This window comes from Microbacterium sp. NPDC028030 (assembly GCF_040637855.1).
GTDB lineage: Bacteria > Actinomycetota > Actinomycetes > Actinomycetales > Microbacteriaceae > Microbacterium.
Genome location: NZ_JBEZXF010000001.1, coordinates 1,721,817 through 1,736,545, shown reverse-complemented (window position 1 = coordinate 1,736,545; position 14,729 = coordinate 1,721,817). Strand labels below are relative to the sequence as shown.

Here is a 14,729-nt window from a genome sequence, read left to right as displayed (position 1 = left end):
CCCTAGAATCAACCCATGGCGATCGAGATTCCCCGAGACCTCCTGCCCGTTGACGGCCGCTTCGGCTGCGGTCCCTCGAAGGTGCGCCCCGCGCAGCTCGACGCGCTGCTCGCCTCGGGGGCGTCCATCCTCGGCACCTCCCACCGGCAGGCACCGGTGAAGAACCTCGTCGGAAGCGTGCGCGAGCAGCTCGCGACGCTGTTCCGGATCCCCGAGGGCTATGAGGTCATCGTGGGCAACGGCGGTTCGACCGCGTTCTGGGACGCGGCCGCATTCGGACTCATCGAGCGTCGCAGCCAGAACCTCGTGTTCGGAGAGTTCGGCGGGAAGTTCGCCGCCGCGGCCGCCGCGCCGTGGCTCGAGTCCCCCGACGTGCGCAAGGCGGAGCCGGGTTCGCTGACCTCCGCAGAGGTCGGCGCCGACATCGACGTGTACGCGTGGCCCCACAACGAGACCTCGACGGGTGTCGCCGCCCCCGTCCAGCGCATCGCCGCGGACGGCGCGCTCACCGTCATCGACGCGACCAGCGCGGCAGGCGGGATCGACTTCGACGCCGCCCAGGCCGACGTCTACTACTTCGCCCCGCAGAAGAACCTCGGTTCGGACGGCGGGCTCTGGTTCGCCGTCGTCTCTCCCGCCGCACTCGACCGCATCGAGCGGATCGCCGCGTCCGGCCGCTACATCCCCGAGTTCCTCAGCCTGAAGAACGCGGTCGACAACTCGCGCCTCAACCAGACGCTCAACACCCCCGCACTCACGACGCTGCACCTCCTCGACAGCCAGCTCCGCTGGATCCTCGACAACGGCGGCCTCGCCTGGGCGGCTGCACGGACGTCGGAGTCCTCCTCCGTGCTGTACGACTGGGCTGCCGCCTCGTCGGTCGCGACTCCGTTCGTCTCAGATCCCGCGCACCGCTCGCCTGTCGTCGCGACGATCGACTTCGACGACAGCGTCGATGCGGCGGCGATCGCGAAGACCCTCCGCGCGAACGGGATCGTCGACACGGAGCCGTACCGCAAGCTCGGCCGCAATCAGCTGCGCGTCGCGACGTTCGTCTCGATCGAGCCCGACGACGTGCGTCAGCTGACCCGGGCGATCGATTACGTGCTGGAGAGCCTGGGCGCCTGAGCGCCCGGGGTCACTCACTCCTCGTCGTCGGACTCGTCCTCGTCGGACTCGTCGTCCTCGTCGGGATCGTCCTCGTCGGACTCATCCTCGGCATCGTCGTCATCCGGCTCCGAGTCGTCGAGCTCGTCGATGTCGACGCCGTCGAGATCGCCCGCATGCAGGATGTCGGGCTCGCCGTCATCGTCCAGGTCGTCGTCGTCGAGGTCGTCGTCGACCTCGTCACCCACGACTCCGTCGACCGCGTCATCATCGGTGGCCGTGTCGTCGTCGGCGGCCGCGGCTGCCTCGGCGAGTTCCGCCTGATGCGCCCTGTACTCGGCAAGACGCTCGGCCCACGGGACCCACTCCGGTGCGAGAAGCGCACCGTCGCCCGGCAGCAGTTCGACTTCGAGCACCGTGGGGTCCTCGTCATCCACCCGCGCGACCGTGACCGTCCAGTACCACCCCGGGTACCCGGCGAGACGATTCTCGAACCGCAGAGAGACCGAGCCGTCCTCCTCGGGGAGGTACCCGGCGGCGGGCCCGATGGTGGAGGCAGGGGTGATCTCCCGCAGTGCTGCCAGCGCGAGGTCGTGGGCGCCGATGAGACGGGCGTCGGCGTCAGGCTTCGAGGTCATCGGCGACCTTGCGCAGGACGGCAGCGATCTTGCGGCCGTGTCCGGATGAGGGGTAGCGCCCGCGGCGAAGGTCTCCGCCGATGCCGTCGAGGAGCTTCACCAGATCCTCGACGATGATGGCCATGTCGTCGGCAGGCTTGCGCTTCGCCTTGGACAGGCTGGGCGGCGCCTCGAGCACACGCACCGACAGCGCCTGCAGACCACGCTTCCCGTCGGCCACGCCGAACTCCACGCGCGCACCCGCCTTGACCGCAGTGCCCGCAGGCATCGCAGAGGCGTGCAGGAAGACGTCCTGGCCGTCATCGCTGGCGATGAAGCCGAAACCCTTGTCTTCGTCGTAGAACCTGACCTTGCCGGTGGGCATGGGAGAACCTCGCTGAGATCGTCGTGTGCAGAACAATGCCGCGCTCGTGCGCGTTCCTCCAGCCTACCGGTCGCGCGGCCCGCCGAGCCGAAGCCCCCGGTGCGAGTAGGCTGAGACGGATGAGCACGCAGAATTCCGAACCGGAGGTTCCCGTCCGCCGGCTGGATCGTATCCTGGCGTTCACCGCGCTCGGAATCGCCGCGGCATCCGTCGTGTGCTTCTTCGCCATCATCATCGGCACGGCGGTCGGCATGGACCAGGCCGCTTTCGGCGAGGGAGCGTGGCCGTTCATCGCGGCCATCCCCTACTGGGGCCTCCCTCTCGCCTTCCTGATGATCATCGCGCTCCTCACGATGAGCTTCATCCGAAAGGGACGAGCGTCTTCGCGTTCGTGAGGCACCGCGCATGAGCACGCACGCACGACCGCTGGCCGATTGGCTGGCCGCCGCGAGCGATGACGAGCTCCGCCGCCTGTTCCGCGCGCGCCGCGTACGACCGGATGCCGCATGGCAGGACTTCTTCGACGCCGCGGAGTCGCTGCTCGACCCTGCGTCGCTGGCGAAGACGCTTCCCACTCTCACCGCTGCGGAGGCCGCGTCTCTGCTCCACGCCGCGCAGGGCGGCGGAGCGGGCGCTCAACGCGAGCAGCTCACGGCGCTCGCCCTGCTCCGCCCCGACGGCACTCCATACCCGCCCGTCATCACCGCCGTCGCCGGTCGCTCGGCGGAGGCCCTCACCTCGACGCCGTCGGTCGCGTCGCGCTCCTCCGAGAGCGCGGCGGCCCACGCGGCGGAGCGTGCGTTCACCACGGTGTCGGTCCTCGCGGATCTGCTCCTCATCGCGCGCGAGAGCCCGTTCGCGCTGCTGACCGGCGGCACGGTGAACGCCGGGGAGAAACGGCAGCTCGCCGAGGCGGGCATTCCGACGGAGATCGTCGACGCCCTCATGTCGGTTGCAGTGGAGGCCGGGCTCGCCGTCGTGACGGACCGCCAACTGCGGACGAGTCAGTCCGCCGAGGAGTGGCTGCGTTCCCCCGCGGTGGCCCGCTGGAGCGTGCTGGCGACCGCGTATCGCGACGCCCTGCCACGCGGCGTCCGGTCGCCGAGCGGCGGCTGGATCCCGCCGGAGGCGTGGATCGGCGCGCATCCCTGGGATCCGGCGTGGCCGGAGCGCTCCCGCATGCTGCACGATGCCGCCCGCCTGCTCGGGCTCATCGCCGAGGACGGCACCGAGCCCGAATGGGCGATCGGTCTGCGCGACGGCGGCGCGACGGACGCGAGCGCCCTGGCGCGCCTTCTTCCGGCCGAGGTCGACCGGATCTTCCTGCAGAACGATCTCACCGCGATCGCGCCGGGTCCCCTCGAGCCTGCGCTCGACGTCCGGCTGCGCACGATCGCCGCACGGGAGTCCGCAGCCCAGGCCTCCTCGTATCGCTTCACGGCGGAATCGGTCGCGCACGCCTTCGCCGCCGGCGAGACCGAGGCGTCGATCCTGGAGTTCCTCGGTGGCCTGTCACTGACCGGCATCCCGCAACCGCTCGCCTACCTGATCTCGCAGACGGCGCAGCGGCACGGTCTCGTCCGCGTGTCGACGGATGAGGAGACGGGGCGAACCCGGATCGAGAGCGTCGACTCGCACCTGATCGACGCGATGGCCGTCGATCAGTCCCTCCGCCCGCTCGCTCTCACCGCGCATGTGGGCTCGCTCACCACCCGCGTCAGCCGCGAGACTGTGTACTGGGCCCTCACCGACGCCCGGTACCCCGCGACGCTGGTCGGCGCCGACGGAGCCTTGCTCGTGCGGGAGCGTCACCCCGCGCCACCGGCGGCTCCGTCCCAGGACGACGCCTCGGAGCTGACCCCCCTGATCGAGCGCCTGAGGTCTCACCAGGGGCCGGATGCCGATGCCGCATGGCTCGACCGCGAACTCGAGGCTGCCGTGCGTGCGAAGTCCGTGCTCCAGGTCACGGTCGGGATGCCCGACGGCTCGACACGCGAACTCCTCCTCGAGGCCACGGGGATGGGAGGCGGCCGTCTCCGCGGACGCGACCGTGCGGCCGATGTGGAACGCACTCTCCCCGTCTCGAGCATCCTCGCGGCGACGATCGTCGCACCGTAGGCCCGGGGCCTCGCACGACCGGTAAACTGATCAGCTATGTCTGATGGCCCCCTGATCGTCCAGAGCGATCGCACCGTGCTGCTCGAAGTCGCCCATGCCGACGCGGAGAGCGCCCGCCACGAGTTGGCGATCTTCGCCGAGCTGGAACGCGCCCCCGAGCACATCCACACCTACCGGATCACCCGGCTCGGGCTCTGGAACGCACGCGCCGCCGGGCATACCGCGGAAGACATGCTCGAGACGCTCGACCGCTGGTCACGATTCCCCGTTCCTCCCTCGGTCGCCGTCGATCTGCGCGAGACCGTGAACCGCTACGGCCGCCTCGTGATCGAACGGGACGACGAGGGGACGCTGCTCCTGCGCTCCTCCGACCCCGCCGTGCTCGCGCAGGTCGCGAACAACAAGCGCATCCGACCGCTGCTGATCGGGCATCCGACGCCGGAGACGTTCGTCGTCGACGCCTGGGCACGAGGACAGATCAAGCAGGAGCTGCTGAAGATCGGCTGGCCAGCCGAAGACCTCGCGGGGTACACCCCGGGGACGCCGCACGAGATCGAACTCGCCGAAGACGGCTGGCAGATCCGTCCGTACCAGCAGGACGCGGTCGACGCCTTCTCGAAGGACGGCTCCGGCGTCGTGGTGCTCCCGTGCGGCGCGGGCAAGACGATCGTGGGCGCCGGGGCGATGGCGGCGACCAAGACCACCACGCTGATCCTCGTGACGAACACCGTCTCGGCTCGGCAGTGGCGTGACGAGCTGCTCAAGCGCACGAGCCTGACGCCCGAGGAGATCGGCGAGTACTCCGGCCAGTCCAAGGAGGTCAAGCCGGTCACGATCGCGACGTACCAGATCCTCACTGCGAAGAGGAAGGGCGAGTACGCGCACCTGGCGCTGCTGGACGCCCTCGACTGGGGCCTGATCGTGTACGACGAGGTCCACTTGCTGCCGGCACCGGTCTTCAAACTCACCGCCGACCTGCAGGCCCGCCGTCGTATCGGGCTCACCGCGACCCTCGTGCGCGAAGACGGCCGCGAGGGCGATGTGTTCAGCCTGATCGGGCCGAAGCGCTTCGACGCACCGTGGAAGCAGATCGAGGCGCAGGGATTCATCTCGCCCGCCGCCTGTTATGAGGTGCGCGTCGACCTGCCGCCGAGCGACCGGCTCGAGTACGCCGCCGCGACCGACGACGAACGGTACCGCCTCGCAGCCTCGGCTCCGGCCAAGGTGCAGGCGGTGCGTGAGCTCATCGCGAAGCACGAGGGCGAGCGCATCCTCGTCATCGGCCAGTACCTCGACCAGCTCGAGTCGCTGTCGGCCGCGCTCGACGCGCCGCAGATCACCGGCGCGACCCCGGTCGACGAGCGCGAAGAGCTCTATCGCGCTTTCCGCGAAGGCGACATCTCCCTCCTCGTGGTGTCGAAGGTCGCGAACTTCTCGATCGACCTGCCCGAGGCGTCGGTCGCGATCCAGGTCTCCGGCTCCTTCGGCTCGCGTCAGGAGGAGGCGCAGCGTCTCGGGCGCCTCCTGCGCCCGAAGCAGTCGGGTCACACCGCGAGCTTCTACACCCTCGTCGCCCGCGACACGATCGATCAGGATTACGCCCAGAATCGTCAGCGCTTCCTCGCCGAGCAGGGCTACAGCTACACGATCATGGACTCGGACGCGATCGCCGCCTGACCGACGTGGGAAGCGCCACGCGACTCAGCCGTGCAGCGTCCGTGCCAGAGCGTGGGACCCGCCAGGCGTCGGACCGACGGCGACGGGCGCGCGCACCGGAATAGCGGTGCGTGCGATCCCGAGCCTCCGTGCCCAGCGGTCGGCGAGAAGCGCATAGACGATCATCGCGAGCGTCGAGGCCAGCAGGTCGACCGGGGTGCCCGAAGTCGCGTTCGCGTCGACGAGCTGGACGGACCCCAGCACGAAGATGAGCACGTTGTTCACGATGTGCAACGAGATCGCGGCTTCCAATCCCCCGGTGCGCCACGACAGCCAGGCCGCGACGATCGCGAAGACGCCGACGCTCGCTGCGCCCCAGACGTCGTATCCGTGGCCCAGTACGAAGATCGGCACGGGAAGCAGGATGGCGAAGGCCGGATGCCGCAGCCAACTGCCCACCAGCTGCATCAGGTAACCGCGGAACACGTACTCCTCGGCGGCGGCCTGGAGCGGGATCAACAGCAGCACCAGCGCCAGCATGACCCACAGACCCCGGTGGGAGAAGTCGACCACGAGCCCGTCCCCGGTCGCGGCCGACCACCCGAGGACGACAGCGAAATACACGACGAACACCCCGAGTGCCAGCAGCAGGCTCTTGCCGAGCCACCCCATCCGCAGACGTCCCGTGACCGACGACAACAGTCCGATGCCGCGTCCCTCCACGATCCGCGATGCCAGCAGCAGGGCGGGGATCATCAGGATCAGCGGCAGCACCATGGCGACCAGGAGCCATGGCCGGTCGAGGTCGAAGTACTGCGTCGTGGTGAGGAGCACCTGCATCTCGGTGCCCCACGACGGCACGATCACCGAGACCACGACGAGCGGCACGACGAGAAGCAGCAGGATCGCCACGTACAGGGCGATGCCGACCACTCCGGTGACGAGGGGCTTCCACCACCGGTGCCGCGGTCGCACGTGGGCCAGCCGGTGGAAGGCGTACCGCTCGCCCTGCGCGGAAGGGGACGCGACGGAGACGGGTGCGGGGGCGGCGGAGTCGTCCTCGATGGTGCTCATACCTCGATCCTTCCCGGTCTGCCTGTGCGTCGCATCCGCCCGCGGGTGGATCCCCGACTCGACGCCGTTCCGCACAATAGTCAGCATCCGCATGGCCGGAGTCACCATAATGGGGACATGACTGCTCCGCGCATCCTGGTCGTCGACGACGAACCCAACATCCGCGACCTGCTCTCCACGGGTCTCAGCTTCGCCGGATTCCAGGTGAAGACGGTGGCCAACGGCGCCGCCACGATCTCGGCCGTCCTCGAGGAGGAGCCGGATCTGATCATCCTCGACGTCATGCTTCCCGACATGAACGGATTCAGCGTGACCAAGCGCCTCCGCGGCGCCGGTTTCACCGCACCCATCCTGTTCCTGACCGCGAAGGACGGGACAGAGGACAAGATCGAGGGCCTCAACGCGGGCGGCGACGACTACGTGACCAAGCCGTTCAGCCTCGACGAGATCGTGGCCAGGGCCCAGGCGATCCTGCGCCGTACCATGCAGGCCGATGAGGAGTCGATCATCCGTGCCGGGGAACTGTCGATGGATCAGGACACCCACGACGTGCATGTCGGCAAGGAGCCGATCGACCTCAGCCCGACCGAGTTCAAGCTGCTGCGCTACCTCATGCTCAACCCGAACCGCGTGCTGTCGAAGGCGCAGATCCTCGACCACGTGTGGGAGTACGACTTCAACGGCGACGCCGGGATCGTCGAGAGCTACATCTCGTACCTGCGACGCAAGATCGATCCGCACACCGAGGAGTCGCTGATCCAGACCAAGCGCGGGTTCGGGTACATGCTCAAGGTGGGCAAGTCGGGCTGACCCCCGGCATACCCCCGCAGACGCCGCCCGTGCGGCGCCGTTCGACGCACCGAGAAGAGGACCGCATGGCGCACAAGCCCGATGCGGTCACCAGCTGGTGGCGACGCATCAGCCTCCGGGCGAAGGTCACCGGCGTCACGGTGGCGGTGCTCGCACTCGGACTTCTCGTCGCGGGCATCGGCACGGTCCCGATCCTCCGCACCGCCCTGGTCGCGAACATCGACGCGCAGCTTCCCGCGCTCGTCTCGAGCGACCTCGCGGAACGCTACTTCGACATCACGACCGTGGACGGCGTCGCGACGTACACACCCCGCGACGAGCAGCCGCGGGACTTCTCGTTCGCCATCTACGACGCCTCAGGCGTGCTGCAAGCCACGGCGCGCGGGACCTCCGGCCAGGCGCCGCTGTTCCCCGCGGAGTACTCGCTCGCGAAGGCGACGGCTGACACCGACCGGATCCCCCTCGAGATACCGGGGGCGGACGGCGAGATCTTCCACGGCGCGGTCGCGGTCGTCGGCTCCGAGGGCGGCGCCCTGCGGATCCAGTTGGTCGCCCTGCCTCTCGCGCCCGCCGACCGCATCATCAGTCAGTACTTCGGCATCTACATCTCCATCGCGCTGATCACGATCCTCGTCGCCGCGCTCCTGACCCGCGGTCTCGTCACACTCACATTCCGGCGACTGGGCCAGGTCGAGGCGACAGCCATGTCGATCGCCGCCGGCGACTTCCGGCAGCGCCTGACCGACCTCGAGCCCACGACCGAGGTCGGACGCCTCAATGCGGCGATCAACACGATGCTCGACCGCGTCGACAGGTCACTCGCACAGCGCGACCGCACCGTGCAACACATGCGGCGGTTCATCGGTGATGCGAGCCACGAGTTGCGGACGCCGCTCGTGAGTGTGCGCGGCTATGCGGAGTTGTACCGGATGGGCGCGATCAAGGGCGAGGAGGACACGGCGAGAGCCATGGAGCGGATCGAGAAGGAGGCCATCCGGATGGGTGTCCTCGTCGAGGACCTGCTCGCGCTCGCGCGCCTCGACGAGGAGCGCGAGCCGGAGATCGAGCCGCTCGACCTGCGTCCGATCGCGCGCGACGCGGCACTCGACCTCCGGGCCGCAGCCCCCGGCCGGACGGTCACGGTGATCGATCGCACGATCGAGGCCATGACTCCCCTCCCTCTCCGCGAGTCGCCTCCCCCACGCCCGGAGCAGACGAGCACGCCTCCGCGCGGACTCTCCCGCACCGCCCTCTCCCGCTTGCGTCGGCGCCCGCGGCACCAGGAACCGTCGCCCACGATCGACTTCAGCGAGGTCCCGGACATCCCTGTGCGCACTCCTCCGATCGTCCTCGGCGAGGAGAACAAGGTCCGGCAGGTCGTGACCAACCTCCTGGGGAACGCCCGCAGATTCTCCCCCGAGGACGGCCCGATCGAGATCGTGGTCGACTCCGACCGGGTTCGGGGCACCGGCAGCATCGCCATCGTCGATCACGGCGAGGGCATCCCGCCGCAGATCCGCGAGCAGATCTTCGAGCGGTTCTGGCGGGCCGACACCTCGCGGGCGCGGGAGACGGGGGGCTCCGGCCTCGGACTCGCCATCGTGGCGTCGATCATGAAGGCCCTGCACGGCGGCGTCCACGTGTCGGAGACACCCGGCGGCGGTGCCACCTTCACCGTCACCCTCCCCCTCGCCCCGGCCCGCGCCACCCCCGAACACCTCCTGGAAGACACGCAACCGCTGGACCGACTCGACCTGCCCTGAGGGCGCCGTGACGTCGGTTGTGCACAGCCTCTGGCTCCGCCGACCCCGGGCGCGGCCGCGAGCCTCGGCCCCGTCCTAACCTCGGTACTCCACAGGAAAAGGAGTTCCCATGTCTGTCTTCACCGTCGACACCGAGGCCGTCCACGCGGCACACGGCGCCACCCGAGCGACCATCGAGCGTTTGCAGAGCGAGTCCGCCACGCTCATGGCCCAGCTTCGCCAGTTGCAGACCTCCTGGGTCGGTACCGCATCGAATGCGTTCCAGGGCTGCGCCGAGCAGTGGCAGGGGGCACAGCTGCACGTGGAGCATGTGCTCGACGCCATCGGCACATCTCTCGGATCCGCCGCTTCGCAGTACTCCGACGCCGACCAGTATTCGGCCAGTCTGTTCCGTTGAACCCGCGCACCCGGTGAACGCAGAACGCCCCCGGCCGCAGCCGGGGGCGTTCTGTCATGTGTGCTGGATCAGAAGTCCATGCCACCCGTGGGGTCGCCAGCCGGAGCTGCGGCCTTCTCGGGCTTGTCGGCGACGACGGCCTCGGTGGTGAGGAACAGAGCCGCGATCGACGCGGCGTTCTGCAGCGCCGAGCGGGTCACCTTGGCCGGGTCGATGATGCCAGCGCCGAACATGTCGACGTACTCGCCCGTTGCAGCGTTGAGGCCCTGGCCTGCGGGGAGCTCGGAGACCTTGTTCGCCACGACGCCCGGCTCGAGACCGGCGTTCAGCGCGATCTGCTTGAGCGGAGCCTCGATCGCCACGCGGACGATGTTCGCACCGGTCGCCTCGTCGCCCGTGAGCGACAGTCCGTCAAGCGCCTTCGTGCCCGACTGGATCAGCGCGACGCCACCACCGGGGACGATGCCCTCCTCGACGGCTGCCTTCGCGTTGCGGACGGCGTCCTCGATGCGGTGCTTGCGCTCCTTGAGCTCGACCTCGGTCGCGGCACCCGCCTTGATGACGGCGACGCCACCGGCGAGCTTGGCCAGACGCTCCTGGAGCTTCTCGCGGTCGTAGTCGCTGTCGGTGTTCTCGATCTCGCGACGGATCTGCGTGACGCGACCCTCGATCTGCTCGGCCTCGCCGGCGCCCTCGACGATCGTGGTCTCGTCCTTGGTGACGATGACCTTGCGCGCGCGGCCCAGGAGGTCGAGCGTGGCGTTCTCCAGCTTGAGGCCGACCTCTTCGGTGATGACCTGACCACCGGTGAGGATCGCGATGTCCTGCAGCTGCGCCTTGCGACGGTCGCCGAAGCCCGGAGCCTTCACGGCGACGGACTTGAAGATGCCCTTGAGCTTGTTCAGCACGAGCGTCGCGAGAGCCTCGCCCTCGACGTCCTCGGCGATGATGACGAGCTCCTTGCCGTCCTGGATCACCTTGTCGACGATCGGCAGGAGGTCCTTGATGTTGGAGACCTTCTGGTTCGCGATGAGGATGTACGGGTCTTCGAAGACAGCCTCCTGGCGCTCCGGGTCCGTGACGAAGTATGGGTTCAGGTAGCCCTTGTCGAAGCGCATGCCCTCGGTGAGCTCGAGCTCGGTGCCGAACGTCTGCGACTCCTCGACGGTGACGACGCCTTCCTTGCCGACCTTGTCGATCGCCTCGGCGATGAGCTCGCCGATCGCGGTGTCTGCTGCCGAGATGGAAGCGGTCGCGGCGATCTGCTCCTTCGAGTCGATCTCCTTGGCGCTCGAGAGGAGCTCCTCGGTGATCGAGGCGACGGCCTTCTCGATTCCGCGCTTGAGGGAGATGGGGTCGGCGCCGGCTGCGACGTTGCGCAGGCCTTCGCGGACCAGCGCCTGAGCGAGGACCGTGGCGGTCGTGGTGCCGTCACCGGCGACGTCGTCGGTCTTCTTGGCGACCTCCTTGACGAGCTCCGCGCCGATCTTCTCGTACGGGTCGTCCAGCTCGATCTCCTTGGCGATGGAGACACCGTCGTTCGTGATCGTGGGAGCGCCCCACTTCTTCTCGAGGACGACGTTGCGACCGCGCGGGCCGAGGGTCACCTTGACCGCGTCGGCGAGGATGTTGAGGCCGCGCTCGAGGCCGCGGCGGGCCTCCTCATCGAAAGCAATGATCTTTGCCATGAGTTTTTTCGTCCCTCCTGGACGTAGACGTTGGGTTTAGCACTCAGAGTGAGAGAGTGCTAACGCCATTCTGGCACTCGACACCTTCGAGTGCAAGCCGCCGGACGCGTGCGGCATCCGGAGGTCAGGACGCGGGTTCGTCGGTGGGCGTCTCGGGTGCCGACGTGGATCGATCGAGCCCGATCACGACCGTGAACTGCTTCTCCCCGTCCTCCGTCTGACCCGAGTAGTAATCGCTCTGCTGCACGGCGGCGCCACCGAGGAGGTTCGCGAGTCCGATCGCTGCGAGCTCGTCCGCCTCGTCGACGAAGAACACCGTCGTGGCCGCGAAGTCCTGGCTGGAGCTGTCGCCGGCGAAGACGTCGTCCGCGGCCCAGCCGTTGTTGATGAGGGTGTCGCGCATCCGGGTGTCGAGGCCTTCGTCCGGCGTCCCGTTCAGGATCATCACGGAGATGCTCGGGTCGACGATCCCGGTCTCGACGGGCGTCGGGGCCGAGGTCGGGGCAGCCTCGGGGAAGAGCGAGATGCGGCCCATCACCACGAGCGAGCCGAAGATGCCGGCGATGATGAGCACGAGCGCGGCGACGAAGGACCACAGCAGCACCACCCAGCCGTTCATCCCCGGAGCTTCTGCTCGGTGCGCTCCTACTCGTCCGGAGGAACGGGGAACGTCATCGAAGCGATCTCGGGTGGGCTTTGACACCCCTCGATGCTAGCGGCACGTTCCTGTCAACCCGTTCCACGGCGCCGGGGGCGGCGCATCTCCCAGCCGCCGGGGGGCTCAGCCGACGAAGCCGGGCATGCGGGCGGCGCGTCTGGACGCCCTGGAGTCGCGGAGCCGACGGAGCCTGCGCACCAGCATCGGGTCGAATTCCAGGGCGACGTCGGACTCGATGAGCCGTCCGAGCAGTTGGTAGTAGCGGGCAGGGCTCATACCCAGCTGCGTGCGGATGACCTCTTCCTTGGCTCCGCCGTGACGCGGCCAGGCCGCCTCCAGGGCGAGGATCGCGCGATCGCGCGCCGTGAGGTCTCCGAGCATGGCTCCAGATTAGGACGCGACCGTCGGGATGGCGGTTCGCCACTCCCACCATCGTCCGAGCGGGTCAGCGGCGGCGCGGACCTGTCCGTCGATCGCGACGACGAACCCCGACCACTTCTCCGTCTCCACCGGAGGGGACCAGACGTCCGTCACGCCCGGCGGGTCGATCGTGATCCACCGCGCGTCCAGGCGTGAGATGTCGGCGACGAGCGCGCTGCGCTCCGATCTCGGGATGTGCACGAGCACCCCGGGAGTGGTGACGACGAGTGTCGCACCCTGAGGGGCCGCGTCGACGAGGGCGCCGAGGCGGTCGCGCGCATCCCCGCGCACGAGAAGCGGAGGGTCCGATGCCGCGATGTCGAGCGCGGCGTCGACGCGCTCGGCACGTCCCGACTCCCCCGGCCAGACGAGGCCGCGGAGCCAGCGGCGATCGCGGTCGTCCGTGGCGTCGAGAGGCTGCAGATCGATGCCCGCCCTCCAGACGATCTCCGGCATCCGGATCGGCGGCAGCGGGCCGGTGACCCGAGACTCCAGCACGACGCTCGACGGCCCGTCCACGGGATCCACGCCGAGGCGCAACCGCCCGTCGGCGTCGGTGAACCGATACGAGTAGCGGTCGGGGTAGAGGCACAGCCCGGCCGACGCTCCGAGCTCGAGCAGCGCGATCGGTCCGTCGATCTCCGACAGCACCGGCAGCAGCGGGGCCAGGCGGAGGGGCTCGTTCGTCTGCAGCGAGCGCCGCGTGCACTCCGCGACGACCTCGGCGGCGTTCTGCAACAGGAAGCCGCGCCAGTCGTCGTACTCCTGCAGCGTCGCGCCGAGCAGGCGCGTCACCGCGAACACGAGCGGCGGCTGCCGTCTCGTCTCCGGGATCCGGGCGAGCACGCGCTGCACCTCCTCGTCCGCGGCGACACCCGCAGCCCATCGCGCATACACCGCGCTCCGGCCCGGTGCCTCGTCCCGCGCGAATCGCGCGTAGCGCTCACGCACGGCTTCCGTCATGCCTCCATTCTGACGCGAAGGACCCGAGACCTCGTCGGACAAGGGAGAATGGAGGCGACTGAGGAGGATACATGTCGTACAGCGTGGACAAGACCGAGGACGAATGGCGCAACGAGCTCGGTGACGAGCAGTACGCCGTGCTGCGGCAGGCCGCGACGGAGCGCGCCTGGACGGGCGAGCTGCTCGACGAGGAGCGGGCGGGTCTCTACACCTGCGGAGCGTGCAACGCCGAACTCTTCAAGAGCGGCACGAAGTTCGACTCCGGGTGCGGCTGGCCGAGCTTCTACGAGTCGATCCGCCCCGACGCGGTCGAACTCATCGAGGACGACAGCCTCGGAATGGTGCGCACCGAGGTGCGTTGCGCCAATTGCGGGTCGCACCTCGGCCATGTCTTCCCCGACGGGTTCGGCACCCCGACGGGCGATCGCTACTGCATGAACTCGATCGCACTGAACTTCACGCCTGACGCCTCGTGAGCGCCCTCGACGCCGTCCGCGCGCGTCAGTCCTGGTCGAAGGTCGACCAGACGGCGCCGGGCCGTGAAGAGCTGCTGACGCTGGTCACCGCCGCCGGGCGCGTCGCCGATCACTCGTCTCTGCGTCCGTGGCGTCTCATCGAGCTGCGGGGTGCTGACCGCGAGGTGCTCGGCGCGGCGATCGCCACAGCGCAGGGCGACGCCTCGCCGTCGTCGAAGCCGTTGCGCGCGCCCCTGCTGATCGCGGTCGTCGCGAGCTATCGCAAGAGCGAGAAGGTGCCCCGCTGGGAGCAGGAGGCCGTGGCCTCCGGCGTCGCGCACACCCTGAGCCTGCTGCTCGACGAGGCCGGCTGGGGCGTCATCTGGCGCACGGGTCACTACACCCGCGCAAAGGCCGTGGCCAAGGCCCACGGTCTGGCGAAGAACGAGGAACTCCTCGGGTGGCTCTACGTCGGAGGAAAGCCCGCCGGGAAGCGACCGGGCCGCCGCAAAGCCGTCGACGCCCGGAAACTGGTCACACGGATGCCGAAGCCCGGATCCGTGAAGGCGGGCAAGGAATCCAAGAAATCGGGCAAGAAGGCCGCGAAGAAGCCGTAGC

General features: G+C 69.0%; 16 protein-coding genes. 9 read left to right on the top strand and 7 right to left on the bottom strand.

The annotated features are described in order from the left end of the window. Positions 1-15 precede the first annotated feature (15 nt). The gene (serC, locus tag AB0E56_RS08660) at positions 16-1,128 is read left to right on the top strand and encodes a phosphoserine transaminase (RefSeq protein ID WP_359798202.1); all 1,113 of its coding nucleotides are present in this window, start codon (positions 16-18) and stop codon (positions 1,126-1,128) included. Positions 1,129-1,142: 14 nt separating this feature from the next. On the opposite strand, the gene AB0E56_RS08655 is transcribed toward serC, so the two are convergent. Next, positions 1,143-1,745 carry a DUF3027 domain-containing protein gene (locus tag AB0E56_RS08655; protein ID WP_359798201.1) on the bottom strand — a complete coding sequence of 201 codons (603 nt, stop codon included), beginning with the start codon at positions 1,743-1,745 and terminating at the stop codon, positions 1,143-1,145. Next, on the bottom strand, positions 1,729-2,109 hold the full coding sequence (locus AB0E56_RS08650) for a cold shock domain-containing protein (RefSeq protein WP_050722660.1): 381 nt from the start codon (positions 2,107-2,109) through the stop codon (positions 1,729-1,731). Before AB0E56_RS08650 ends, AB0E56_RS08655 begins: the two co-directional genes overlap by 17 nt. 119 nt (positions 2,110-2,228) lie before the next feature. Here AB0E56_RS08650 and AB0E56_RS08645 point away from each other — a divergent pair, with 119 nt between their 5' ends. From AB0E56_RS08645 to AB0E56_RS08635, 3 genes are read left to right on the top strand one after another with little or no spacing between them, the layout of a single operon-like run. After that, on the top strand, positions 2,229-2,504 hold the full coding sequence (locus AB0E56_RS08645) for a multidrug ABC transporter ATPase (RefSeq protein WP_359798199.1): 276 nt from the start codon (positions 2,229-2,231) through the stop codon (positions 2,502-2,504). Between the two features lie 10 nt (positions 2,505-2,514). Then, positions 2,515-4,227 (top strand): helicase-associated domain-containing protein, encoded by a 1,713-nt coding sequence (locus AB0E56_RS08640; RefSeq protein ID WP_359798198.1) that lies wholly within the window; start codon positions 2,515-2,517, stop codon positions 4,225-4,227. A 36-nt stretch (positions 4,228-4,263) separates the two neighbouring features. Next, on the top strand, positions 4,264-5,904 hold the full coding sequence (locus AB0E56_RS08635) for a DNA repair helicase XPB (protein WP_359798196.1): 1,641 nt from the start codon (positions 4,264-4,266) through the stop codon (positions 5,902-5,904). Positions 5,905-5,928: 24 nt separating this feature from the next. On the opposite strand, the gene AB0E56_RS08630 is transcribed toward AB0E56_RS08635, so the two are convergent. Next, positions 5,929-6,957, bottom strand: coding sequence for a type II CAAX endopeptidase family protein (locus AB0E56_RS08630; protein WP_359798194.1), 1,029 nt, complete (start codon positions 6,955-6,957; stop codon positions 5,929-5,931). Between the two features lie 117 nt (positions 6,958-7,074). On the opposite strand from AB0E56_RS08630, the gene AB0E56_RS08625 reads away from it, so the two are divergent. The 3 genes from AB0E56_RS08625 (at position 7,075) to AB0E56_RS08615 (ending at position 9,927) form a co-directional block, all read left to right on the top strand. Continuing rightward, on the top strand, positions 7,075-7,767 hold the full coding sequence (locus AB0E56_RS08625) for a response regulator transcription factor (RefSeq protein ID WP_359798193.1): 693 nt from the start codon (positions 7,075-7,077) through the stop codon (positions 7,765-7,767). Positions 7,768-7,832: 65 nt separating this feature from the next. Then, complete coding sequence (locus AB0E56_RS08620) at positions 7,833-9,530, top strand: HAMP domain-containing sensor histidine kinase (RefSeq protein ID WP_359798192.1); 1,698 nt, start codon at positions 7,833-7,835, stop codon at positions 9,528-9,530. Between the two features lie 109 nt (positions 9,531-9,639). Beyond that, the gene (locus tag AB0E56_RS08615) at positions 9,640-9,927 is read left to right on the top strand and encodes a WXG100 family type VII secretion target (RefSeq protein ID WP_359798190.1); all 288 of its coding nucleotides are present in this window, start codon (positions 9,640-9,642) and stop codon (positions 9,925-9,927) included. A 68-nt stretch (positions 9,928-9,995) separates the two neighbouring features. On the opposite strand, the gene groL is transcribed toward AB0E56_RS08615, so the two are convergent. The 4 genes from groL to AB0E56_RS08595 all read right to left on the bottom strand — a co-directional run bounded on the left by groL (position 9,996) and on the right by AB0E56_RS08595 (position 13,656). Continuing rightward, a complete protein-coding gene (groL, locus tag AB0E56_RS08610; RefSeq protein WP_359798188.1) occupies positions 9,996-11,615 on the bottom strand; it encodes a chaperonin GroEL in 1,620 nt (539 codons plus the stop codon). 124 nt (positions 11,616-11,739) lie between these two features. Continuing rightward, positions 11,740-12,234: a LytR C-terminal domain-containing protein gene (locus tag AB0E56_RS08605; RefSeq protein WP_359798187.1), complete on the bottom strand. Its 495-nt coding sequence runs from the start codon at positions 12,232-12,234 to the stop codon at positions 11,740-11,742. 162 nt (positions 12,235-12,396) lie between these two features. Next, positions 12,397-12,654, bottom strand: a complete 258-nt coding sequence (locus AB0E56_RS08600; protein ID WP_359798185.1) for a DUF3263 domain-containing protein — start codon at positions 12,652-12,654, stop codon at positions 12,397-12,399. A 9-nt stretch (positions 12,655-12,663) separates the two neighbouring features. Further along, entirely contained in the window at positions 12,664-13,656 is a 993-nt protein-coding gene (locus AB0E56_RS08595) for a DUF2332 domain-containing protein (RefSeq protein ID WP_359798184.1), read from the bottom strand. A gap of 71 nt (positions 13,657-13,727) precedes the next feature. On the opposite strand from AB0E56_RS08595, the gene msrB reads away from it, so the two are divergent. Both msrB and AB0E56_RS08585 read left to right on the top strand, forming a co-directional pair. Further along, positions 13,728-14,132 (top strand): peptide-methionine (R)-S-oxide reductase MsrB, encoded by a 405-nt coding sequence (gene msrB / locus AB0E56_RS08590; RefSeq protein WP_359798182.1) that lies wholly within the window; start codon positions 13,728-13,730, stop codon positions 14,130-14,132. Further along, entirely contained in the window at positions 14,129-14,728 is a 600-nt protein-coding gene (locus AB0E56_RS08585; protein ID WP_359798180.1) for a nitroreductase family protein, read from the top strand. The genes msrB and AB0E56_RS08585 overlap by 4 nt, the downstream gene beginning before the upstream one ends. Position 14,729: the final 1 nt, after the last annotated feature.